General features: G+C 44.3%; 22 protein-coding genes and 1 pseudogene. 6 read left to right on the top strand and 17 right to left on the bottom strand.

Annotation, left to right across the window (positions count from 1 at the left end; genetic code table 11):
- Window positions 1-26: 26 nt before the first annotated feature.
- The 5 genes from ccsA (BWI96_RS04980) to BWI96_RS04960 form a co-directional block, all read right to left on the bottom strand.
- Window positions 27-2,630 carry a cytochrome c biogenesis protein CcsA gene (gene ccsA / locus BWI96_RS04980; RefSeq protein WP_232793580.1) on the bottom strand — a complete coding sequence of 868 codons (2,604 nt, stop codon included), beginning with the start codon at window positions 2,628-2,630 and terminating at the stop codon, window positions 27-29.
- A gap of 63 nt (window positions 2,631-2,693) precedes the next feature.
- A complete protein-coding gene (locus BWI96_RS04975; RefSeq protein WP_106635583.1) occupies window positions 2,694-3,113 on the bottom strand; it encodes a cytochrome c maturation protein CcmE in 420 nt (139 codons plus the stop codon).
- A 34-nt stretch (window positions 3,114-3,147) separates the two neighbouring features.
- Window positions 3,148-3,357: a CcmD family protein gene (locus BWI96_RS04970; protein WP_106635582.1), complete on the bottom strand. Its 210-nt coding sequence runs from the start codon at window positions 3,355-3,357 to the stop codon at window positions 3,148-3,150.
- Between the two features lie 117 nt (window positions 3,358-3,474).
- The gene (ccsA, locus tag BWI96_RS04965) at window positions 3,475-4,134 is read right to left on the bottom strand and encodes a cytochrome c biogenesis protein CcsA (protein ID WP_307142619.1); all 660 of its coding nucleotides are present in this window, start codon (window positions 4,132-4,134) and stop codon (window positions 3,475-3,477) included.
- A 130-nt stretch (window positions 4,135-4,264) separates the two neighbouring features.
- The gene (locus BWI96_RS04960) at window positions 4,265-4,927 is read right to left on the bottom strand and encodes a heme exporter protein CcmB (protein ID WP_106635580.1); all 663 of its coding nucleotides are present in this window, start codon (window positions 4,925-4,927) and stop codon (window positions 4,265-4,267) included.
- A 272-nt stretch (window positions 4,928-5,199) separates the two neighbouring features.
- Between BWI96_RS04960 and BWI96_RS04955 the strand changes: the two genes are divergently transcribed.
- Both BWI96_RS04955 and feoB read left to right on the top strand, forming a co-directional pair.
- Window positions 5,200-5,424, top strand: a complete 225-nt coding sequence (locus tag BWI96_RS04955; protein ID WP_106635579.1) for a FeoA family protein — start codon at window positions 5,200-5,202, stop codon at window positions 5,422-5,424.
- A 49-nt stretch (window positions 5,425-5,473) separates the two neighbouring features.
- Entirely contained in the window at window positions 5,474-7,585 is a 2,112-nt protein-coding gene (feoB, locus tag BWI96_RS04950; RefSeq protein WP_106635578.1) for a ferrous iron transport protein B, read from the top strand.
- A gap of 905 nt (window positions 7,586-8,490) precedes the next feature.
- Here the strand turns inward: feoB and BWI96_RS04945 are convergent.
- From BWI96_RS04945 to BWI96_RS04925, 5 genes and pseudogenes are all read right to left on the bottom strand, one after another.
- Window positions 8,491-9,099 (bottom strand): YigZ family protein, encoded by a 609-nt coding sequence (locus BWI96_RS04945; protein WP_369804069.1) that lies wholly within the window; start codon window positions 9,097-9,099, stop codon window positions 8,491-8,493.
- Between the two features lie 6 nt (window positions 9,100-9,105).
- Window positions 9,106-9,435: an L-rhamnose mutarotase gene (locus BWI96_RS04940; protein WP_106635576.1), complete on the bottom strand. Its 330-nt coding sequence runs from the start codon at window positions 9,433-9,435 to the stop codon at window positions 9,106-9,108.
- A 3-nt stretch (window positions 9,436-9,438) separates the two neighbouring features.
- Window positions 9,439-10,608, bottom strand: coding sequence for a 1-deoxy-D-xylulose-5-phosphate reductoisomerase (locus BWI96_RS04935; RefSeq protein WP_106635575.1), 1,170 nt, complete (start codon window positions 10,606-10,608; stop codon window positions 9,439-9,441).
- A 719-nt stretch (window positions 10,609-11,327) separates the two neighbouring features.
- Window positions 11,328-12,826, bottom strand: a pseudogene (locus tag BWI96_RS04930) (GH3 auxin-responsive promoter family protein).
- Between the two features lie 56 nt (window positions 12,827-12,882).
- Window positions 12,883-13,188 carry a co-chaperone YbbN gene (locus BWI96_RS04925; protein ID WP_106635574.1) on the bottom strand — a complete coding sequence of 102 codons (306 nt, stop codon included), beginning with the start codon at window positions 13,186-13,188 and terminating at the stop codon, window positions 12,883-12,885.
- 567 nt (window positions 13,189-13,755) lie between these two features.
- Between BWI96_RS04925 and BWI96_RS04920 the strand changes: the two genes are divergently transcribed.
- From BWI96_RS04920 to BWI96_RS04910, 3 genes are all read left to right on the top strand, one after another.
- A complete protein-coding gene (locus tag BWI96_RS04920) occupies window positions 13,756-14,802 on the top strand; it encodes a pyruvate dehydrogenase complex E1 component subunit beta (RefSeq protein WP_106635573.1) in 1,047 nt (348 codons plus the stop codon).
- A 661-nt stretch (window positions 14,803-15,463) separates the two neighbouring features.
- Window positions 15,464-16,183, top strand: coding sequence for a tetratricopeptide repeat protein (locus BWI96_RS04915; RefSeq protein ID WP_106635572.1), 720 nt, complete (start codon window positions 15,464-15,466; stop codon window positions 16,181-16,183).
- A gap of 6 nt (window positions 16,184-16,189) precedes the next feature.
- On the top strand, window positions 16,190-16,549 hold the full coding sequence (locus BWI96_RS04910) for a transmembrane 220 family protein (RefSeq protein ID WP_106635571.1): 360 nt from the start codon (window positions 16,190-16,192) through the stop codon (window positions 16,547-16,549).
- 240 nt (window positions 16,550-16,789) lie between these two features.
- Here BWI96_RS04910 and BWI96_RS04905 read toward each other — a convergent pair whose 3' ends face one another.
- Together BWI96_RS04905 and BWI96_RS04900 are read right to left on the bottom strand one after the other, a co-directional pair.
- Entirely contained in the window at window positions 16,790-18,295 is a 1,506-nt protein-coding gene (locus BWI96_RS04905; RefSeq protein ID WP_106635570.1) for a succinate CoA transferase, read from the bottom strand.
- Window positions 18,296-18,552: 257 nt separating this feature from the next.
- Window positions 18,553-19,269: a DUF1080 domain-containing protein gene (locus tag BWI96_RS04900; protein WP_106635569.1), complete on the bottom strand. Its 717-nt coding sequence runs from the start codon at window positions 19,267-19,269 to the stop codon at window positions 18,553-18,555.
- A gap of 428 nt (window positions 19,270-19,697) precedes the next feature.
- Here BWI96_RS04900 and BWI96_RS04895 point away from each other — a divergent pair, with 428 nt between their 5' ends.
- Window positions 19,698-20,645 carry a glycosyltransferase family 9 protein gene (locus BWI96_RS04895; protein WP_157830216.1) on the top strand — a complete coding sequence of 316 codons (948 nt, stop codon included), beginning with the start codon at window positions 19,698-19,700 and terminating at the stop codon, window positions 20,643-20,645.
- A 90-nt stretch (window positions 20,646-20,735) separates the two neighbouring features.
- Here BWI96_RS04895 and BWI96_RS04890 read toward each other — a convergent pair whose 3' ends face one another.
- From BWI96_RS04890 to BWI96_RS04870, 5 genes are all read right to left on the bottom strand, one after another.
- A complete protein-coding gene (locus tag BWI96_RS04890) occupies window positions 20,736-21,788 on the bottom strand; it encodes a sugar phosphate isomerase/epimerase (RefSeq protein ID WP_106635567.1) in 1,053 nt (350 codons plus the stop codon).
- A 14-nt stretch (window positions 21,789-21,802) separates the two neighbouring features.
- Window positions 21,803-22,156 carry a DUF5615 family PIN-like protein gene (locus BWI96_RS04885; protein ID WP_106635566.1) on the bottom strand — a complete coding sequence of 118 codons (354 nt, stop codon included), beginning with the start codon at window positions 22,154-22,156 and terminating at the stop codon, window positions 21,803-21,805.
- Window positions 22,153-22,377 (bottom strand): DUF433 domain-containing protein, encoded by a 225-nt coding sequence (locus tag BWI96_RS04880; RefSeq protein ID WP_106635664.1) that lies wholly within the window; start codon window positions 22,375-22,377, stop codon window positions 22,153-22,155. The genes BWI96_RS04885 and BWI96_RS04880 overlap by 4 nt, the downstream gene beginning before the upstream one ends.
- 64 nt (window positions 22,378-22,441) lie before the next feature.
- Window positions 22,442-23,587 (bottom strand): Gfo/Idh/MocA family protein, encoded by a 1,146-nt coding sequence (locus BWI96_RS04875; protein WP_106635565.1) that lies wholly within the window; start codon window positions 23,585-23,587, stop codon window positions 22,442-22,444.
- An 83-nt stretch (window positions 23,588-23,670) separates the two neighbouring features.
- A complete protein-coding gene (locus tag BWI96_RS04870; protein ID WP_198555143.1) occupies window positions 23,671-23,985 on the bottom strand; it encodes a four helix bundle protein in 315 nt (104 codons plus the stop codon).
- Window positions 23,986-24,074 lie beyond the last annotated feature (89 nt).

Raw genomic sequence — 24,074 nt, 5'->3', positions numbered from 1 at the left:
AGTGTGAACCCTTTCATGCGTATTCCTTATTTGCTCTCCTTAAAACGGCGAGCCGTCGACAGAAACATCCCCACCACTAGCAATCCTGTACCAATCCACAGTAGGTTAATATGTGGTTTTTCCAGAGCTTTCATGACAATGTAATCCCGTTGAGAGGTATTAATATTGAAGGTAAACTGACCCGTTTTAGGATCAATCTGAGCTAGCTGTAAGCGTAACCCTAGTTCATCACTGGTAGCCGCTTTCAATCCTACGGTGCGGTCTTTAATGAAGTAAATAGGCTTCACTGCCACACTGCGTCCGCTCTTATCAAACACTTCAACGTCCGCCTGTACGGCTGCGTCCTGAGGACCGAGCGTTACCCCATCCACTTCACGAACGGGTTCTACACCGCGGAACATGGCTACGTAATCATTGAGAATCAGGGTGTCCCCTACTGATACGGTTTGCGTCTCCGTGGCACTCCATTGTTTCTCCTGATTGGGCATCGGAGCATCCGTAATGTGCGTGTAGACATCGCGGGTTAACTCATGACGAATGGAAGGCGAAACCGCATTTCCCATCCTTGGATTCACCTGAACGCGAGGAAACAAACTGAAAATCTTTCCATCCTGCTGACGGTATTCTACTTCGTAATACGTGTTTTCAGGGAAAACCGCCAGCGTATCGCCTTTCTTGTAATAGGTTTTACCATCTTTTACGATGTCCTGTTTTGCTACGGCATGGAAGTCGTTTTCTATCAACTCTACCCAAGATTTAGGTAAATAACCCGGCACTTCCCGTGCTTCCAGGAACTGACCTTTATAGGTTACCAGGTATTTGTCCAACTGTTGTGGCTGATTCATCCATAGCAACTGATTATCAACGTTTTCTTTGGTATCAACCTTTTTATCGTTAAAAATAATCAGTCCTGATCTATTCTGAGAAACGACCTTTGAATACCCCGAAGAGAACAGAACGCCAATCAGCATTAAGGCAATGCCTATGTGCGAAACGGCTCCACCAGAGAGTTGCCATTTACCTTTCAGTACCGTTAGAATCGTAGAAAAGTTAACTACTAGCGAGAAAATAGCCGCTAGTAATAAGACCAGATAGATCCAGTTCCAGGCACCTACCTGCATCGCTACAATCAGAATTGCCGTTAAGACAAACGTGATCATCAGAGGTGTTGAGAATACTTCCCAGGCACCCAGGTTGAAACTCATTCCGCGAGTAACCAATACGTTCCCTTCGACTTTAGGTTCCGTCTTTTCAACCTTTACTTTACCCCACCAGAAGTATTGTCCGATGGCATTCAGAATTACGATGACTACGAAGAACCAAAGCTGGAAGTCCGTATAGTGCTTCACCTGATCGGCGGGTAAAGCGATGTTTGACTTAATACCAAAGTTGGCTAATAATGCATTGTAAACCGGAATAGACGTCGTGGTAATCACCTGGAATGCTGCCAGACAAATAACCGTTGCTCCGCAGAAAATCCAGAACTCACGGCTATAGGTCGAGATTTCTTTGTCTGAACTCGGCATGTCTTTCCAACGCCACGATAATAACCCAATGGATAATACCGTAAACGTCAACAGGTAAATCAACAACTGACCCGAAAGTCCTAAATCTGTAAAAGAGTGCACGGAGGCATTACCCAGAATTCCGCTTCGCGTCATAAATGTCGCGTATAAGACGAGGATGAACTGAGCAATCACCAGAATGCTGGAAATCTTAAGGGTACTCTTATTGTTTTGGTAAATAATGAGCGTGTGTAAAGCCGCTACCAGTACTAACCAGGGTACATAAATGCCGTTTTCAACGGGATCCCAGTTCCAGTAGCCGCCGAAGTTTAGCGTTTCATACGCCCAGATAGCACCCATCATGATACCCACACCCAAAATCAACGCTCCCAGAGCCGTCCAGGGCAAGGCAGGCTTGATCCAGCTTTTGTATTCTTTTCTCCACAAACCGGCAATACAGAAAGCAAAAGGCACCAGCGTTAGGGCATAACCCAGGAACAAGGTCGGTGGGTGAATAACCATCCAGGGATTCTGGAGCAGTGGGTTTAGCCCATTCCCATCTTCGGGGATAAATTCGGGTTTTAAGGCCCAAACCGGCCACTCCGGGTGAGCTTCGCGTAGCAACAGAAAGGGCGAAGAACCAATTTTCATTTCCAGGCCCGGAATCACCACACCCAGAATCATCGAACAAAGGAATGCCTGTACCAGACCGAAAATAGCCATGGTTGGAGCTTCAAATCTTACCTTCTGTTCGAGTTTATTACTTTTAAAATAAGTAATCAGCGAAATTCCAATGACCGCCAGCCAGAATATCCAGAGCAGGAAGCTTCCCTCCTGATCCTGCCAGAAACTTGAAATTACATAATATGCTGGTAATGAACGCGATGAGTTATCCCAAGCGTAGTGATATTCGTAATAGTGATTGTAGATAATCCAGTACAGACTGGCTACCACGGTAACTACGGCTGCGGCGTGAGCGTAGAAGGAATACCGGGCAAATCGCTGCCAGGAGCTGGCCTCCAGCGTATTTTGTGATGCCTTCGTGTAGGCAAACGTCGCCACCAGTGCTGTCACGAACGATGTCAGGATAGCCAGGTGACCCGTATTTCCAATCCAGTAATGCATAATTCAATGATTGAATGCGTGAATGATTGAATGAGGGAATAACCCACTTATTCAATCATCAATTTATTTCATTGCCGTTGGGGCTTTGGCGTCGTTGTACTTCGAAGGGCATTTGAGTAATACCTGATCGCAAACGAAGATTCCGTTTTCCATACGGCCTACGACAACCACTTTCTCCGATTTCTCGATGTCCTGTGGTTTAGGCTCGTGGTAAATCACTTTACGCTCCACTCCCAGATCATCTACCAGCGAAAACGTTAATAGATTGGCATTCACTGCAGGATTGTACTCCATGTCCAGAATTTTTCCGGCCATGTCCTTTTTAAGGTTACCTACTACGTGTACTTTACTGTCGTCACCACCTTTTGCCATCTCCTCAGCCTTTGCGAAATCAACATACGTACTGGCGTCACCCGCCGTAGAAAGAAGAATGAAAATAGCCGCAGCAATAACGGCGATACCTAAGAGGTGTATTTTTTTCATCGTGATGCTCGAAATTATTGGTAAATCAGGGGTACTACTTTTTAATTTCTTTTTCCAGTCGGGTCAGCTTCCGATCCAGATTCAGGAGGTAAATGATCAAACCGATCAAAACAACGGCAATTACGGCTACAACAACGTAAATTTTGCCGTTTGAACGCATGGTATCGGCCATTTCAACGTCCTGTTGAGCAAAAAGGTTGCCTGAGAGAAGAGTTAACAGTAAAAATAATCCTGCTTTTTTCATGTATTCAGTGGCTGGAAATCAAGTCTCCTAACCTTAACTTTTTAAAATGGTCAGCTTAGCTGAGTGGATGTAAAAAACAAAGAGACAACACAAATCTGGCTTCACCAATGATTTTGCTTAGTTCTCTTCTACAATGGCGTTCAGACGACGGTAACGAATCCGAAGCGTTGAAATCCAGTAACCTAATAGAATCATCCCGATGATCGCCGGATAAAAAACGAACTTCATGGTATGATCAGAATCGTAAATCTTAAAACCGGGGTTGCCACCGTTTCCAGGATGCAACGAGTTTGTCGATAAACGGGGTAAAATGATAGTCAGAGGAATGAAAGCGGCAAAGGCGAAGATGTTATACACCGCCGAAATACGAGCCCGCTGCTGATCGTCGCGGAAAGAACCTCGTAAAACCCAGTACGCCAGGTAAATCAGCATGGCAATTTCGGTCGATAATAACTTGGGATCTTGCGGTAACGGACTCCCCCAGGTGTAATTTCCCCAGATGGCTCCGGTAATAAATCCTAAAATTCCAAAAACCAGACCTGTGTTCGCTAACTCAACCGACTGAAGATCATCATCCATATTACCCTTACGAAGGTATTTGATGGCGTACCAGACCGATAACACCAGCAACAGAATCATCGCAAACCATAAAGGAACGTGGAAGTATAAATTCCGGGCTGTTTCGTAGAGGATCGGTTGGTGCGGTATGGGTAACAGCAAACCTCCCGTGTAGACGTAAAACAGCAAAAACATACATACATATTTCCACCAAGCCATAGCAATCTAGATAAGCAATTAATTAAAAATTCAGTTTGTTGAATGTTTCCCAACATTCGGGATGATGATAGAGCTACACTGGTTTCAGTAACGTAACTAATGATTATTCGCAGAGAGATTTCCTTGAAAATCAGCTTTTCCAAATAAACGGGAATAAAATCAGGGATAGTATCCAGACAATTCCATTCAGAGCCAGTAGGGTTAATATTTCGTCGCTGCTGGAATTCCAGTCCAGACCATCCAGGGCATTTTTGGAAAGTTTCAGCAACATCAGTAACATGGGAAGGATAATGGGAAAGCTTAACACGGACATCAGTGTAGGCGAGTTTTCGGCTTTGCTGGCAATTCCTGCTACCATGGTCAGCGTTCCGGCAAAACCCATCGCACCGAGCACAATCGACACCAGATACATTCCCAGATCGCCGACGGGATTTCCCATCACAAAAGCGTATACGCCAAATCCTACCAGCGACAAACCCAGCATCAAAGCCGTGTTATAAATCATCTTGGAGAGGATCACTCCTACCGGACTAGCCAGGGTATAATAATATAACAATCGACCAGCTCTTTCCTGCGTAAAACTCTTGGCGATAGCACTTACCGCCGTGAAAAGCTGAATAATCCAGAAGAGCGTATTCCAGGTAATGGGTTCGAGTTTATTCACCTTCAAACGAAAACTCAGGTAGCACACGAAAATCGTACTCACCAGATATAACAACATCCCATTTAGGGCATGACGCTGCCTCCATTCGAGACGTACTTCTTTCGCTATCAGGGCATTAACTTCCCGCATACTTTACTAATTACTGGTACGCTCCGGTTCCTTTTTCCGGTGGCTTTTTACCTTCCTGTACTTTCCCGCAAAGGTACAGCACAATTCGGCTGGTTGTTTTTATTTTTTAGAAAACTCATAGCTGGCATCAGAAATAGTTATCTATTTATCAGGCTTCGTTATATGCGTAATTATCAAAAAAACTGGTTCACGTTAGGAACTATTTCCTACTTTTGAGATTCTTTTAGAATGAATATAAATAACAAGTAGACGTTTTTCATTAACGAAGTGCTATGGCTGCTCGGAACTTATCGCAATTGAAGCTTGGAGAAAAAGGGGTAATCGCCGGTTTCCATGATCCTAATCTCGCTCTTAAGTTACTCGAAATGGGTTGCCTCCCGGGCACAGAAATTCGTCTGACGGCCATTGCTCCACTCGGCGACCCCATTTGTCTGCAAGTGGGCGATTATACGCTTTCACTACGACTGGATGAGGCGTCTGTTGTTGAGTTACAATAGTTTAGTTCTTCCGAAACCCTTCGGATTTCATTCGAATTACCCATTGTAAATGAATAAGAATCCCAAAATTGCTCTGGTAGGTAACCCCAATTGCGGCAAGACCTCGCTTTTTAATGCACTAACGGGCCTTCGACAAAAAACCGGAAACTTTCCCGGTGTAACCGTCGATCGTAAAATTGGTGTTACGCGTCTGGACAAAACTACCGAAGTTGACGTTATCGATTTACCCGGTACGTATAGCTTATATCCTAAATCGCTGGATGAGCAGGTAGTACTTGATATTTTGGCGAACCCCGCCAGCAAGGATTACCCGGAAGTAGTAGTCATGGTTGCCGATGCTTCTAACCTGAAGCGTAACTTGTTATTATTTAGTCAGGTATCTGATCTGGGTTTTCATACCATCCTGGCTCTGAACATGGTTGATGTGGCGGAAGCTCACGGTTTAACCATTAATGCCGATCTACTTTCAGAACGACTGGGCGTTCCCGTTGTGCTGATTAATGCCAAGTCAGAAGAAGGATTGGAGAACCTAAAATTTGCCATTAAAGGTGAGTTGATCGAGCATTCGGAGTTACCCAAACCTGTGCTTCGATTGGATACGGTATCGAAAGAATTTATTCAGGAAATCAAATCCCAATTTAAAGTTGCGAACGATTACCTAGCCATGCTCATGGCAGGCCAGATTGAAAAGTTACGCTTCCTGACTTCCGAAAATCGTACCTTATTAGTAGACATTAACCGTCGGCATAGCTTTCAGCAAGTTGATTTTCAGACGAAAGAAACGGTTAATCGATACAAAATTCTGGGAGCCATTGCGGATGAATCCATTCGCAAGAAAGACGACAAGCCCCAAGAAACGTTCACCCAGAAACTGGATAAAATTTTATTACACCCCATCTGGGGCTATGCCAGCTTCTTCGCCATTCTATTCCTGATCTTTCAGTCCATTTTTTCATTAGCGGAATATCCGATGGACTGGATTGATTCTGGCATGGCTTCGCTAAATGAGTGGCTGAAATCAAACTTACCCGAAGGCTTATTAACCAGCTTATTAACCGATGGGCTCGTGGCCGGCATTGGCGGCGTGGTGGTGTTCATTCCGCAAATCGCCTTCCTCTTTACCTTCATTTCCTTACTGGAAGAATCAGGCTACATGGCTCGGGTCATGGTTTTGATGGATAAACTCATGCGGAAAGTCGGGTTGAATGGCCGAAGCGTTGTGCCCTTAATCTCAAGCGTAGCCTGTGCCGTACCAGCTATTATGGGTAGCCGAACCATTCAGAGCTGGAAGGATCGGCTGATTACCATCATGGTTACTCCATTAATGAGTTGCTCTGCCCGTCTGCCCATTTTTACGATTATGATCGGCCTGGTGATTCCTGAACGAACCATTTTAGGAATTTTCAATTTACAAGGACTTGCCTTGATGCTACTTTACCTGCTCGGTTTCGTTTCAGCTTTGTTATCCGCCTGGGTAATGAAGAATTTAATGAAAGTGAAAGAACGCAGTTTTTTCATAATGGAGATGCCTGTGTTTCAGTTACCTCGAGTTGATCACGTTGTGATGGCCGTTTGGAATGCCGTAAAAGCCTTTGTACTGGAAGCTGGGAAAGTGATTGTCGCCATTTCGATTATTCTCTGGGTATTAGCCAGCTACGGCCCCGGCGATTCAATGGAACAGGCTGAACAGCAAGTTATTAAAGAAAATCCGACTTTAAGTCAGGAAGAGTTAGGGAATGCGATTGCCTCTGCTCAGTTAGAAACTTCGTACGCGGGTCGCTTTGGTCACTTTATCGAACCAGCCATTCGGCCACTGGGGTATGACTGGAAAATTGGGATTGCTTTATTAACCTCTTTCGCTGCTCGTGAAGTATTTGTCGGAACGATGTCCACGATTTATAGTCTCGGCGGCGACGATGATACGGATACAGTAAAAAATAAAATGAGGACGGAGATTAATCCCGAAACGGGCGGTCCACGCTTTACGCCTGCGGTGGCTTTCTCGTTATTGATCTTCTACGTTTTCGCCATGATGTGTATGAGTACGCTGGCAGCCACTTACCGCGAAACCAAGTCGTGGTTTTATCCTGCCGTACAATTTACGTATATGACGGCCATTGCCTACATAGCTGCCTGGATTACATTCCAGTCCCTGTCATAATTTATTCGTTTGGGGTTGAGCAACCCTTATAAAAAAGCCAGATCGATATAATACGATCTGGCTTTTTTATTTTCCAGTTAGTTATAAATGAATGCTATAGATCTGAAGCACCAAGACTTTCCAACGTGTCCGCTGCCAGCTTTTCGCTGGCAGCACTACCCTAGGCCATGATATACCAATCCTCTACAGATGAGTTTGGGACTATTAATCCAACCAAAAGCAAGGTTAACCCTTAGCTATCTCTATTTCTAAGCCAGACGCGATTAATCACGTCTCTATGTTAGGGTTGTCTTTGTTATTTTCTTATTTGAACAGGAAAGGCTATTCATTTATTCTATCATTCACTCCTTCTCTCATTCAAAACTGATATATAAAAAGGAAAAGTGGTCAGTTAACACTGGCCACTTCTCGAAAAAACCTAATGTCTGGAAAAGTAATAAGAGTACTCGTATTCGTTACTCATCTTTTCCAATTACGCTCGAAACTTGATTTTCCGGAAATACATTCTGCATTGTTTTGCTCTCAGGAGTCGAATTAACAGTTTCTTATGTTGAACATATAATCCTGTGTAACTCGTGAACAATACAGGGGCTCCAGTTTTCAAACCATCTTGTAAACGTTATTACCTTTCTATGGCTTGACGAAAATCCTTATTTAGCCTCTTTTGAAATTCCTCAGGGATTTTCTCAGAATAAATAAGTGTTTCTTTTTCGTTTTAAAACATCTGGTTTACGATTCTATACTAGGAAAATGACGTGCCAAACCAAAAACCAACTTACAAATTCTATAAAACACTGATGATCAATATAAAAATTAGTAATTATCAAATCAATTGTAGGAAACCGTCTACAGAATCGCCTAAGCTTTTTCCCATAATAAGTAAATTATTTCCACTTATTGTTATATTAAATCAATCCTATAGATTCCAGCTCTATACCCTCTATTTTCTGCAAACGGCCTGCCACGGATTCGGACAAAGACAGCCGAATGGTAAACTCAATCAGGCACTGATTATCGAATTCCTGCTTTAGAATGGTTACGGGTTCTTCCTTCATTACCCGCATCACATCATTCATCTGTAAATAATCAAATCGAAGAGCGTACTTTTGCTTAACCTGTTTTTCAACCACTTCCGCTGCATTTAAAGCTTCCTGGGTAGCTGCTTTATAGGCATTAATAAGTCCGGGTACCCCCAACAGAGTGCCGCCAAAGTAACGAACGACTACGACCAGAATATTCGTAACATCATTCGACAATAAGGTATTGAGGATTGGCTTACCCGCTGATCCTGACGGTTCTCCATCGTCATTGGCCCGAAAAATGCTGCGGTCGGGCGTTAAACGATAAGCCCAGCAATGATGCCGGGCTTTGGGATGTAAATCTTTTAACTCGGCAATGCGGGTTTTTAGCTCTTCTTCGTCCGTGAAAGGATAGGCGTAGGCAAGAAACTTACTTCCTTTATCCTTAGATAACCCTTCAGCGGGCTGCTCTATTGTTTTATAGGTATCTCCCAACTTGATCTACAACTGAAAAATTTTATCCATAATTACCCACTTCTCACCGGGCTTGGCAGCGGGAATTGCCTGCTGATACTTCCACATGAGCTGTTCCCACTCCTGCACTTTCGGATTTGCCGAATCGGCAGCCGATTTTTTCTCGAAACTAAACATTTCATCCACTTCCATGATCATAAACAGACGATTCCCCGCCCGATAAATTTCCATGTTCGTAATGCCCTGACTGGTAATGCTTTCGTGTATTTCCGGCCAGATGGTTTCATGGTACTTTTCGTATTCAGCGATCAATTGTGGATCATCAACGAGGTCTAGAGCTAAAGCGTAACGGGACATATCTTAATGAATGGAATGTGATTTAATGAGCTCCTGAGCCAGTCGGCGGGTTTCCGTGTCCGTTTGCACGTAGTCTTCATACGTCGGACTTTTCACGAAGGAAACTCGATTCATACAGTCTTCAATCAGGTCCGACATTTCCAGAAATCCAATCCGATCGTTTAAAAACTCAGCTACGGCAATTTCATTGGCTGCGTTCAGAATGCAGCAGGCATTCCCTCCGCGTTCAAGGGCCTGGTAAGCCAGAGCCAGATTTCGAAACGTCTCGGCATCAGGCTGTTCGAAACTTAGCGTCGGGTAGTCAAAGAAACTAAATCGGGGAAAATCAGAAGGCATTCGATTGGGATAACCCATCGCAAACTGAATCGGTAATCGCATGTCAGGTAAGCCTAACTGAGCTTTGATGGAACCGTCCTGAAACTGTACAAGCGAATGAATGATACTCTGCGGATGTACCACTACATCAATCTGCGGCGTATCCAGTCCAAACAGCCATTTGGCTTCGATTACTTCCAGTCCTTTGTTCATCAGACTGGCGGAATCGATGGTAATCTTCGCCCCCATTACCCAGTTCGGATGTTTGAGAGCCTGAGCTTTGGTAACGGTTTTCAAAAACTCCCGGTCTTTTCCACGAAAAGGACCGCCCGAAGCCGTCAGGATAATTTTTTCGATCGGGTTATGAAACTCCCCTACCAGACATTGAAAAATAGCCGAATGCTCGGAGTCGACGGGGTAGATATTGATGCCTTTTCGGCGAGCGGCTTCAGTAACCAGCTCTCCCGCCACCACCAGCGTTTCTTTATTCGCCAGAGCGATGGATTTGCCCGCTTCAATCGCTTTCAGCGTGGGTAACAAACCAGCATATCCCACCATTGATGTTAGCACCAGATCAATCGTGTCCATCTGTACCACATTAGCCAGAGCTTCAATGCCGCAGTAAACTTTGATATCCAGTGAATCAAGGGCCGATTTTACCTTGTCGTATACATCTTCATTACCGATTACCACCACATTCGGACGAAATTCGACCGCTTGTTCTATTAATAAGGTTGCATTATTCTGAGCGGATAACACTTCAACCTGAAAGGCTTCGGGATTAGCCCGAACCACGTCCAGTGCCTGTGTTCCAATCGAGCCCGTCGAGCCCAGTATAGCAATACTTCGTTTCTGCATGGGGGAATTATTGGTATTTTCTGTTGGCGTTTTTTGTTCTTACGCACCTAAACCCACCGTGGTTGGTGTCTTCACTAATCACTTCCTTTTACAATTGGCTGGTTAGGACACCAGCAAGGCAGGAAAGTTACTCTGGGGGAAACGTTGGGTTGATTGTATTTTATCATCCAGATCCATCCAGACCGGGGTAATTTAACTTGTACCTTACCCCGGGTTGCACCCGGGGCTATTCGTATTCCCCACCGTGGTTGGTGTCTTCACCAACCACTTCCTTTTACAATTGGCTGGTGAAGACACCAGCCAAGGCAGGAGGTTCTTACTTTTGCGTTCGTTCTAATCTGGGACGGGTTTACCCCCTGTTCTGGTGGCTTTAGATTTGGTTAAAAAAACTAACCCCGGCATTCTCCCCGGATTATCATCCGGGGTTATCCAGCTTGGGTCCATCCAGGCTAGAGCTATTGATATTGAACCCCTCCGGGGTTATGTTTTCCTTTACGGGTTTTTGTTTTTATGTTTTGTGACACAAACCCCGGATTATCATCCGGGGCTATCCAGCCTGGGGCTATGCATATTGAACCCCTCCGGGGTTAGTATTCTCATTTCCAAACCTCTCCCCTACCTTTGCGGGTTTTCTCTTTCCAACTGAAAACTGAAAACTGAAAACTGAAAACTGAAAACTCAAAACTCAAAACTCAAAACTCAAAACTCAAAACTGACAACTAGTGAAACCTGCCTAATTCGTCGGCGATCTTACGGTCGTTTGCCAAACGAGGTACTTTATTTTGTCCGCCAAGTTTTCCCTGACTCTTCATGAAGTCAATGAACGCTCCCTGACGCAGACTATTAATCTTTAAAGGCTGTAAAATGTTTCCCGTAATCAAGTCGTCATAATAGACATTGAGCTTGGTTAACTGCGTATCCAAATCCTGCCGAAACTGTTCAGGGTTTTGAGGAGGATTAGCAAACTCAATCAGCCATTCGTGATAAGGCAATCCCCCTTCGGTGGGCGTTACCTGCGGAGCTACTGTAAATTCCACCACCTGCGTTTCGGGCTGGCGACTCACGGCATAAGCCATGGCTTTCTCTACTTCTTCTCCAATCACGTGTTCGCCAAAGGCCGAAATGAAGTGCTTGATCCGGCCCGTTACCAGAATGCGATACGGATCTTTGGAAACAAATTTCACAGTATCGCCAATGTTGTACCCCCAAAGTCCGGCATTGGTATTCATAATGACTACGTAATTCTTGCCCAACTCTACCTCGCCAATTGTTAACCGGCGGGGGTTCTCATTATAGAATTCCTCTACCGGAACAAATTCGTAGAAAATACCCTGATTAAGAAGCATCAATAAGCCGGGATTCGTCTGAGAATCCTGGTAGGCGATAAAACCTTCTGAAGCAGGGTAGGTCTCGATGGAGTCTACCTTCTTCCCAACAGAATCGAATAACTTCGCCCGATAGGGCTCGAAATTTACGCCACCATATACGAAGACCTGAAAATCAGGAAAAACATCCTTGATTTTTTTCCCCGTACGAGTTTGAATCCGGTCAAAATACATCTGCACCCAGGGCGGAATGCCGGAAATCAGCGACATGGGTTGATGGATGGTTTCGTCAATAATACGATCCAGTTTGGTTTCCCAATCTTCAATGCAGTTGGTTTCCCAGCTAGGTAACTGATTGGTGCGGAGGTAAGACGGAACGTGGTGATTGGAAATTCCCGAAAGCCGTCCTACGTGAACGCCATTTTTCATCGTCATTTCCGGACTTCCTGAAAGAAAAATCAGCTTTTTGTCCAGAAACTCGGCTCGTCCTGTTTCGTGAATATAACTCAGCAGAGCATCACGGGCACCGGAGATGTGGTATCCAATGGATTCTTTGGAGATGGGAATGTATTTAACCCCTGAAGTAGTGCCCGAAGTTTTGGCGAAGTATAAGGCTTTCCAGGCCATAGAATATCCTCTTCCCCGTGGGTAACTTTCTCAACGTAAGGCTTTAGCCCTTCATAATCCCGAATGGGAACAGCCTGACAAAAATCGGCGGGGGTTCGAATATCTTTAAAATAGTGATTCCGCCCAAACTCGGTGTTCCGGGCGGAATCCAGTAAGTTTTTAAACCATACATTCTGCGTTTCAGCGGGTTTTAACTCCCACTGACGACGCTTTGATATAACCCAGGCCGCGACGGGCTTTGCTAATACTGACCGAATGGGTACCATGCATTAATGATTTCTCAGACTGCAAAAGTACGACAAACTTTAGCTAGTTCGAGCGGCTAGGCACAATTCCCTGTCAGTTGCGAAGCTAGCTGATCCAGGGTCGCCGCGTCGGTGAGGCCTTCGTGCCGCCAGATTTCGCGACCTTTTCGAAGCCCCAATACCGTCGGGTTCGACTGAATCTTATAGCGTTTAAATAACTCATCTTCTCTTCCACAAGCCACTCGCAATAAACGGGCTTCTCTGGGGTGCTGACTAACAAAGCTTTCCAACACACGTTCTGATTGGCTCACTTGGGGGTTGTATTGCTGAAACACCAGCATAAGAACGCACCCATCGCTCTGAAGAAATTCTTCCAAAGTCATAATCTTTCCGGATTAAACTGATTTGACTACTAAAACTGAACTCTGCCAATGAGGCTTTTGCTGGTCATTCCGGGTATGATGCGACCTTATCATGCCTGATAGAATGCCTTCAAAGCCATCAAGAGTAATTCCCCGCTTTTCGGCATTAAGCAATACAAACGCTGGTTAACTAATGAACTCGACTAATAGTTAATACGTGCTTTCTCTAAATTTCGTTGGATACCGATGATTTAGATGTTTTAGTTTTAATGAGGGAGAGTACTGGAGCTAGTTTTATAAATCAGGCAGCCGATTTCAGGAACTTCGCTACGCGTAATCAATAGTAATCCGCCACTACCTACCTAGCAGCGTTCTAAAAGTAATACAAAAACAATCGTAATAAAAGTTTTTTATCATTTTATCGCACAATAATTACATTTTTAATGAGCTTATAATCCTTTTTTAAGCTTAGATTTATAAATTATCTAAGACACTGTATTTTTAATAAGCTGATAATGAATTATTCCCCATAAAAACATTGGCATAAATCGGAAATGATTGCAGTTGAGGCTTGCCAATTGCTGATCCATGCCTAATTTTGAAGGTCTTTACGAAGACTTTCAAGCTGGACATACGACAGAAACTCTGAACATGAGAGAATTACAATTTCGGGAGGCTCTTCGCGAAGCTATGAGCGAGGAAATGCGACGTGATCCCCGCGTTTTTTTAATGGGCGAAGAAGTTGCTGAATACAACGGTGCGTACAAAGTATCTCAAGGGATGCTGGATGAATTCGGACCAGAACGCGTAATCGATACTCCCATTGCCGAATTAGGTTTTGCAGGAATCGGTGTGGGTGCAGCCGCCAATGGTCTGCGTCCTATTATCGAGTTCATGACGTTCAACTTCTCATTAGTAGCGATTGATCAGGTGATCAACTCAGCGGCTAAGATTTACGAAATGTCAGGCGGACAATATAACGCTCCTATCGTATTTCGTGGCCCCACCGGTAACGCGGGTCAGTTAGCGGCTCAGCACTCGTCTAACTTCGAAAGCTGGTACGCAAATACACCCGGTTTGAAAGTGGTGATTCCCTCAAACCCCGCCGATGCCAAAGGTTTATTGAAATCAGCCATTCGCGATAACGATCCCGTGATTTTCATGGAATCGGAGCAAATGTACGGTGACAAAGGTCAGGTACCCGACGGAGAATACCTCATCCCCATCGGTGTGGCTGATGTAAAAAAAGAAGGAAAAGACGTTACCATCGTAAGCTTTGGTAAAGTAATTCCTCGCATCGTAATGCCTGCGATTGAAGAACTGGAGAAAGAAGGTATTTCGGTTGAGTTAATCGACTTACGCTCTGTTCGTCCAATCGATTACGGTACGGTAGTTAAATCCCTCAAGAAAACGAATCGTTGTGTGATCGTTGAGGAAGCAGCTCCTCTGGCCTCTATTTCTTCGGAGGTGGCCTATCACCTGCAACGGTACGCATTTGATTACCTTGACGCTCCCGTCGCCCGTGTAACCAGCCGCGATGTACCTCTGCCTTACGCTCCTACGCTGATTGAAGAGGTATTACCCAATCCTAAGCGTGTAGTATCAGCGGTGAAGTCCGTTCTATACCGGAACTAGTCGCTCGCTCCATCACTTCATACAAAAAGCTTCGATCTGACATCAGGTCGAAGCTTTTTCTTTGTAAGTAGTTGATAGTTTATGGGTCGGCAGGTGATCGATGCTCTTTAGCGTTCTACCACTAAACAATGTATCATCAGTTACAAGAGCTTACTATCTAAGATGGTATTTTGAATAAAACCAGGAAGAAGTGTATAGGCTTGTCCTTCGTTGAAGCGGGCCATCCGAAGTGTCGTTACCCTGCAAGCCTGTCATCCAGAGTGAAGGGACTTTCTTGTCTTTGCGAACTCACCTGGTCATTAGGTGTACTTAAAATGTATCCCTTTCTACACCCTGTTCTCTCACTTCGTCCAAGATAACAGGTATAAAAATTCATTCATACCTCGATCATTCGAATGAAGATCCAAATAATTGCAAATTTTAGAAAGTCTCGTAGAATAAGAATATTCACCTTCGCGAAAAAGGAGCATTTCAAGACCCAAAAATGAAGGAGAGTAAAACTGAAAGGCTATAAAATAAAAAATGGCAAACCACGAACCGCTACAACCGTCTACCCTTGCTTCGGTCAAGACCTGGGGGATTCAACAGGAGCTGGCCTGATTTGCCGCTGCAAAGATCGTTTTATTTTGACACGATGTCAAGTCAAAGCGTAAATTGCAGCATGAAAAAATTTCGTCTGCTCCATCTACCTGCCCTTATTTTAGGTCTATCTCTTTGCATATCAAGCTGTAACTCTTCTAATAAACATTTAGAAGAAGGGCGAAAATTACTGCGGGAAAATAAATTAAACGAAGCCATTCTGGAATTAAACCAGGCCGTAGAGGCTAATCCGAAGAATGCCGAGGCTCTCAATGCCCGTGGCGTCGCCCATTATCAGCTTAAAGATTTTAGTAACGCGATGATGGATTACGATCAGGCTATTCAGGCGGATTCGTCCTTATACCTGCCTTTTTTCAATCGTGCCAAACTTCGCATGGCTCAAAGCGATTTTGAGGCGGCTATTCATGATTTAACGAAAGCAACTACCCTTGCTCCCGACTCGGCTGAGATTTATCTGAACCGTGGCTTTATTTATGCTGAATTGAAGTTACCCCAAAAAGCCACGGTTGATTTTGATAAAGCCGTTCAGTTGGCTCCTAAGAACGCCGAGACGTATTTCGTTCGAGGAAATCTCTATCTGGAACAAAAAAACTACCCCTCCGCTATCCGCGATTATGAGCAGGCGGTTGGTCTGCGTTCTGAATTTCCACAGGCCTTTTTTAACATGGGACTGGCTCAAAATCTGGTAGGAAACCGGGAGGCCGCTTGTCTGAGCTTTCAGCAATCTAAAAAACTAGGCTATGCCGAAGCCGCCGACGCAATTGACACTTTCTGTAAATAATTTCGTATGAAGTACTTCGCATTACTACTCGTTCCCATTTTCATTCTGTTTGCAGGCTGGCAATACAACGATCCCGATCCTTTGCTCTGGGGTACCATTTACCTAATCGCTGCCTACACAGCCTTACGGGCTTTTCAGGGTAAGTTTAATCAAGAGCTTTTACTAGTGCTACTGATTTGGTCAGCGGCCTGGGCTATTAGCTCCTGGACACAAATGACCGCCTGGGAAGGTTTCTTCAGCGAAAATGAAGGCTTAACGATGAAAACGCCTAATCAGGAATTAGCCCGCGAAGCCTGCGGTTTGGGTATTGTAGCCGTGGCTTATTTGCTGTTTTTAGGAATGAGTTATTCGCAGAGAAGACGTTAGTTACCTAATCGTCTCATCTATCATTTCTCACTACGTTCGAGATTTTCAGTAAAAATGGGACGAACGTTGGGATAGGTTAGTAACTCTCTGTTACTAACCTATCCCAGTCCTAAAATAATGCTCTCCACTTCTCTGTATCTGGCTGGAAGAATAAAGGGATTCATGTGGCTTTTTTACCTTTCATTGATTTCCATCTCCCGGCCAGACGCCATGAAGTCGCGTCTCTCCATTTGAAGGTCCTCATGCTGAAATCCCAGCCTTCTTCATCGTCCCGGTTGTTGATAAGCGGGTATGCCAGCTAAAAGCTTCTTCCAGTACGTGCGGCGTGTGCCCCCCGCGTTCGCAAGCTCGATCAAAGTACGATTGTAATTCTTCCCGATAGTCAGGATGCACGCAATTGGCAATAATGGCCTTCGCCCGTTCTCTGGGAGCCAATCCCCGTAAATCCGCCAAACCCTGATCCGTCACCAGTATATCTACATCGTGTTCGGTATGGTCCACATGCGAAACCATGGGTAATACGTGAGATATAGAATTATTCTTCGAAGCCGCCTGCGTCACGAAAATGCTCAGAAAGGCGTTGCGGGCAAAGTCTCCCGAACCACCGATGCCATTCATCATTTTGGTACCGCTGATGTGCGTAGAATTCACGTTTCCGTAAATGTCAAACTCGATGGCCGTGTTAATACCAATTACGCCCATCCGACGGATTACCTCGGGAGCATTACTGATATTCTGAGGACGCAGCACAATCTTATCACGATACTTATCAATATCCTTCATCAGTTTCGTATACCATTCATCAGAAACGGTAATCGACGAAGCCGATGCATAAATCATTTTTCCAGCGTCCATTAACTCAAATGTACTATCCTGTAACACCTCTGAGTACATCGTGAGATTCTCGAAATCACTATTGATAAAGCCCGATAACACGGCATTTGCTACTTTGCCAATGCCGGCCTGCAAGGGTAGTAATGATTTTTTAAGCCTCCCCTGCCTAACTTCCCGATTGAAAAATTCCAGTAAGTGCGAAGCAATAGCCGTCGTCTTTTCATCGGGTGGTACGATTTGGGCCGGGCTATCTTTGACGCTGGTTATAACGATTCCCACGATTTTCTCTGGATCAACCGGAATGGAAGTGCGTCCCACGCGGGAAGACGGCGAGGTAATGGGAATAATAGAACGGTCTGGATATACGCCTGCCATAAACACATCGTGTAGTCCGCAAAGCGAAAGTGGCATTGACAGGTTAACCTCTACAATAACTTTATCGGCCAGGGCCGCAAAGTGAGCGGAGTTTCCCACCGAAGTAGTCGGCACGATGCTGCCATCTTCTTCAATGCGGGCGGCCTCAATAACGGCTATATCTAATGAAGGTAAATGCTGGTTTTGCAATAGCTCAACGGTCTCACACAAGTGGTGATCCATGAACATAACCTCCCCTGAGTTAATACTCTTTCGTAATACCGGATCTACCTGAAAAGGCATCCGGCGATTCAATGCGTGGGAGTTCGCCAGGGCGGCGTCGGTATCCTGCCCCAGTGAGGCCCCGGTAATCAGAGTGATTTTCAGAGGTTCTGTTTTCGCTCGCTGGGCTAAGGCCAGTAATACGGCTTTGCTGTCTCCAGCCTTGGTAAAGCCGCTGGTTCCCACCACCATTTGATCTTTGATAAACGAGGCGGCCTCATCTACGCTTATAATTTTGTCACGCAGATCTGCTCGTAATATTCGGTCTTCATACATACGCGTACTTGTGATTGAATGGGTACTGCATGATTCAACATATACTTTCCATGACCAATGGGGTACGGGCAAATGTATTCTTTATTAAGTGTACTTATATGATAAAATCGTTTTATATATAATAAATAACCAAGCTTTCGTAGGAGTTTATTTTGAGGTTTTGATTTATGCGTTAAGAATCTTAAAGTATTGCTGTCGCATAAAAAAGCCTTTCCAACTTTCGCTGAAAAGGCTTTTTTGTTACTAAGGTTGAAATCTTAGTGCTTAATTTCGCGGATTTTGATATTACGGAACCATACCGTATCTCCGTGATCCTGAAGGCAAAAATGACCCGTTGCAAACTTGGCAAAATCAGGCATGGTTTTGAATTTAGACTTTGCAACCATCTCGGTAAACTGAGGCGTGCTCATGTCCGTTTCTACCACTTTTACGTCGTTTTGATAGATCACGAATTTACCCTGATCCAGCACTACCCGCATGGAATTCCATTGTCCGGCTGGTTTCGCGTTTTGAGGATTAGCCGGAATCAGGTCGTATAAACTACCCGCCCGGTGGCTTTCCAGTTTGCTATCCGAGTGACGTTCGTTGTCAATCACCTGAATTTCGGGACCTGTCAACCAGGGGTATTTGTATTTATCACTTTCAACAACGTGAAACATCACGCCGCTGTTACCGTTTTCAGCAATTTTGGAATCGTATTTCAGTTCAAAATCCTTGTATTCACCGTCGGTAACAATATCGCCAGCCGTCGCTCCACCTTTGCGGGCGTCAGCATCCAGTTTTAGGGCACCTTCTTCTATTTTCCAGGCCGTACCGATGCCTTCACCGTTGTATTTATGCCAGCCATTAGTGGTTTTGCCATCAAAAAGTAATTTGAAACCTGCTTTTTTTTCCGCTTTGGAAAGAGAATTGGGGGATTGGGCAAGACAGGTAACTGTAACCAGCGACAGAATACCGATGAGTGTCTTTTTCATGAATCTGAGGTTAACTTGTTGAAATGTACGGTTTTACTGAAAATTATTTACTTAGGGAAACTTGTTTTCACGAAATTGCCTTACCCTAAGCAAATGATAGTCAACAAATCTAGTGGCAAAAATGGAATTGGTCGTTTTGCAAATCTATTTATTAATCAATAGTAGCAATCCGGTACTTCCAACTCACTTTTTTGAATTGGTTTTAAAAACTATCTGGCTTACGCCATGAGCTTTAATCGAAGAAGTCTATCTTTACAGCCCTTCTTCTTCGTTTCTCATTGTAAATTTTCGCCACGGAAACTCGTTAACGGAAAGAGCATCAGGCACCGTTCTTTCATTACCCATACATATTTATTTCGTTTATGCCATCATCCCAGACTTTTAACCATAAACATATATTAGTTTGCCGAACTGACGCCGTAGGAGATATGGTGTTAGCTATGCCCGTCTGCGGTCTGATTAAGGAAAAATATCCCGATTCGAAAGTTTCTGTTTTAGGAAGAACGTATACGCGTGACATTGCTCTGGCCAGTGAGCATATTGACGGTTTCGTGAATTTTGATGACTGGACGGGAAAAACGTCAGAAGAGATCAACCAGTTACTAGCCAAGGAAAAGATTGATGTAGCAGTTCATTTGAAAGATTCGGATGTGGTGGCGAAGCAATTGAAAAAAGCGGGTATTGAGCGAAGAATCGGTACCATGAATCGTTTTTTTTTCTGGTATACTTGCAACAAACTGATCCCCTTAAGTCGCAAAAACTCTGGTCTGCATGAAGCTCAGTTAAATGTGAAGTTATTAAGAGGATTAGATATTTATCGGCAGCTTTCCTGGAATGAAGTTACGGACTATTATGGACTGACTCGCTTCCAACCTCTAAATCCAGAGTTTAAAGCTTTATTATCAGACGATCGCTTTAATCTGATTATCCACCCCAAGTCGCATAAAAACAGTAAGGAATGGAGTTTGGAAAACTACTCCCAACTCATCCGGCAAATTGATCAATCAAAATTCAAAATCTTTATCAGCGGGTCAGCCAAGGAGCATGAAGAACTGGAGCCCTGGCTTGCTCAGCACGCGGAAGAGGTAACTGACATTAGTGGTAAAATGCCGCTGAGCCAGTTTATTACGTTTATCAGTCAGGCTGATGGGTTAATTGCCTGTAGTACGGGCCCCGTTCACATCGCCGCCGCTTCGGGCATTTATACGCTGGGTTTATACACGGATATCCATACCAAAGATGCTGGTCGCTGGGGACCGGTTGGTAAAAAAGCGGAATCTCTTACTTGTGTAAACGCAGATATGGATACGATTAAACCAGAAGATATTTTAGGCAGGATTAATGCCTGGGTAGAGCAGAATAAAGTACACGCCTGATACGCTATAATTAACTATAAAAAGAGCCTTTCTGATGCTGTCAGAAAGGCTCTTTTATTTTCGCTACCAGCCGCAAAACTGGTAGTGGAACTATAAACCTAATACCTTCTTATTGAAAGCTTCATCAGCCCCCGTTCCAGCGAAATCGTCGAAGGCCCGTTCGGTTACACGAATCATATGATCGGTAATAAACTGAGCTCCTTCAGCGGCACCTTGCTCGGGGTGTTTGATGGCACACTCCCACTCCAGAACAGCCCAACCATCATAGTCATACTGAGCCATTTTGCTGAAGATGGAACTGAAATCTACCTGACCATCCCCTAAAGAACGGAAGCGGCCTGCCCGCTCTACCCAACCCTGATAGCCACCGTATACGCCTTGCTTGCCAGAAGGATTGAATTCAGCGTCTTTTACGTGGAATGCATAAATGCGATCGTGATAGAAGTCGATGAATTGCAGGTAATCCAGTTGTTGCAACAGGAAGTGGCTGGGGTCATAGTTAATACCGGCCCGTGGGTGATTATTTACTTTTTCGAGGAACATTTCGAAAGTAATTCCGTCGTGTAAATCCTCACCGGGGTGTAATTCAAAGCCTACATTCACGCCTGCTTCATCAAACGCATTCAGAATTGGAGTCCAGCGTTTAGCCAATTCCGTGAATGCCATGTCCACTAGTCCAGCCGGACGCTGAGGCCAAGGATAGACAAAGGGCCATAATAAGGCTCCAGAGAAAGTTACGTGTGAAGTAAGGCCCAGATTCTGACTGGCTTTAGCCGACCAGATTAACTGTTCTGTAGCCCATGCCTGCTGGGCAGCCGGATCATTCGCTACTTCTTTCGGCCCAAAGCCGGAGAACATCGTTGAATAAGCCGGGTGAACGGCTACTAACTGACCCTGTAAGTGCGTAGAGAGTTCTGTTACTTCCAGACCAATGTCAGCCAGCTTGCCTTTATACTCGTCGCAATACGTTTTGGACTCAGCGGCAGTTTTTAAATCAATCATCCGGGGATCGCCTGAAGGAACCTGAATTCCTTTGTAGCCCAGATTTGCCATGTATTTGGCAATACTATCGATTGAGTTAAACGGCTCCGCATCACCAATAAATTGAGCCAGAAATATTCCGGGACCTTTTAAGCTTTTCATGGTTTAAAGATTAGTTATAGAATAATGGTAAGAGGATATATTTCAAGTAATCCTATTTCCAGTTCTTTCGTAATAAAGTGCTGAATTCTCTCTTTTTGTTGTATTAAAATACGAGCAATTTCATCGGTTTGACTGTTGCCGATCTTTAACCAAACTACTTTCGGTGGAGCCCCCCAAACCAAATGAAATTTCTCGAAATCATCATCCTTAGTTACGATCGTATAATCGAATTCTTTGGCATATTCCCAAATTACCCGATCCGTTGCATCCCGCAGTCCGACTTCACGGACATGCGTAGCTTCGGCAAAATCAGCACTGATTTTGGCAATGATCCGGTGAGAAATATTCTGATCGAATAGTAATTTCATATAGCAATTCGATGGCTATGCTGCTCTTTTGCTGCTGCAAACGCCAGCACAGCCAGAATATCATCCTGGGTAAGATCTGGATAATCATTCAGAATTTCTTCAAAAGTCATTCCGGCAGCTAACCAGCTCAATACGTCACCTACAGTAATACGCATCCCACGAATACAGGGTTTTCCACTCCGTATTCCTGGTTCTATGGTTATTATAGATCGGTAGTCTATCATTTTATTTCAGCTAAAAAGGATAGCGATGTTTTTACAAAGCTATCCTTTCAATCATTCAAAACTAGATCTGAACCCAAGCTTGTTTCTGATTTGATTCGAGGATTTTCTCGCAAATCAGTAACTCACGGTAGCCGTCCGCGAAGGTCGGGAACGTTGGATTTTCGGGCATTTTACCGGCTTCTACTGCTGCATATACCTCTTTGAACATTTGCTTGGAAGTATCGGCAAAACCTTCGTTATGACCACCTGGGAAGGTAATGATGGAACGAACTTCGGGGTGAACCAATGAAGGATCACGCATCAATACTTGGTTATTGCCATCCCGCTTACCAATCCATAACTCGTTAGGAGCTTCAGAATTCCAGGCAAAAGTTTGTTTCGAACCAGCAATTTCCAGTTTCAACTGATTTTTACGACCAGCCGATACTTGCGATACCGTAATTACGCCACGATTTCCGTTATTGAAACGCAACAGAACGTTCGCGTGATCTTCCGTAGTAATGTCGATATCTGCGTAATCTTCGGGCTGAAGCATTTTACCTGAATAGGTCTCAACGGGCTTCAGAGGCTTCTTACGCGTTTTGTGGATGATGTTAAAGTCAGCCAATACTTCCACCGTTTTTAGTCCGGTGATGTACTCGATGATGTCCATCAGGTGAGACCCGATGTCCGCAATAGCCCGGCTGTTTCCTGACTTATCGGGCTCCAGACGCCAGCTATAATCTGTTTCGTAGAACAGCCAGTCTTGCAGGTAAGAACCCATGATGGAATAGACTTCACCCAGTTCACCTTTTTCCTGCATGGCTTTCATCTGACGAGCCAGAGGGTAGTAACGCAGGTTGAAGTGCACCGCATTCACCAGACCTGTCTGAGCAGCTAACTCTACCAATTCTTCGGCTTCGTGCAAATCTTTTGCCAGAGGTTTCTCGCAAACCACATGCTTACCCGCTAACAAAGCAGCTTTAGACTGCGAGTAATGCAAAAAGTTGGGGGTACAGATGTGTACTACCTGGATGTCTTCCTGCTGTAATAATTCATCAAACGTATACGAACGGGCAATACCTAGCTGAGCAGCTTTGGCGGCGGCTAATTCAGACGTTACTTCGCAGAGAGCAGCTACTTCTACGTTAGGCAATCGGCGTAAGGCTTCGATGTGAGCGGGGCCAATAAATCCTGTTCCAACAACGCCTACTTTAATTTTTGTCATCAGTGAAATGAGCTATTGAGAAGGTTTAAAAATGTTTAATTAAGAGTTAAAATGTTTGATTATTTGAAAAGGTTTGAATCCGTTTATACTTCAGTAAAAAACTGATTTTCAATATTCAAAGTCTGATTATTTCCATAAGAAGTCCTATCCTCCTGAACTTTATACCTAATTCCATTCATTTCCGACTTCTTTAAATGTTCGATGAAGGAATAAAGCATTTTAGCCAAATTCAAGCATTTGCTTTGGGCTGATTCAAACGCTTCAGTAGTTAAATACTTTGCATCAAAAGCCCGATAAAGCTGTGAGCGAGTTTCGCCAATAGAACCTTTTGCAATAGTTAAAAACTGAATAAACTCTTTTCGACTACCACGTTCAAAGCCTTCTGCAATATTATCCATTCCAGAACCAGATGACGCACGAATCTAATTTTTTAAAGTATAATCATGGTTGAAATCTGCCCGGTTCGTGTATGAATAAGTATCCTGTC

Source organism: Siphonobacter sp. SORGH_AS_0500, from assembly GCF_002838835.1.
Lineage (GTDB): Bacteria > Bacteroidota > Bacteroidia > Cytophagales > Spirosomataceae > Siphonobacter.
The sequence above is the reverse complement of the archived record's forward strand: the minus strand, read 5'-3'. Positions and strand labels throughout refer to the sequence as shown.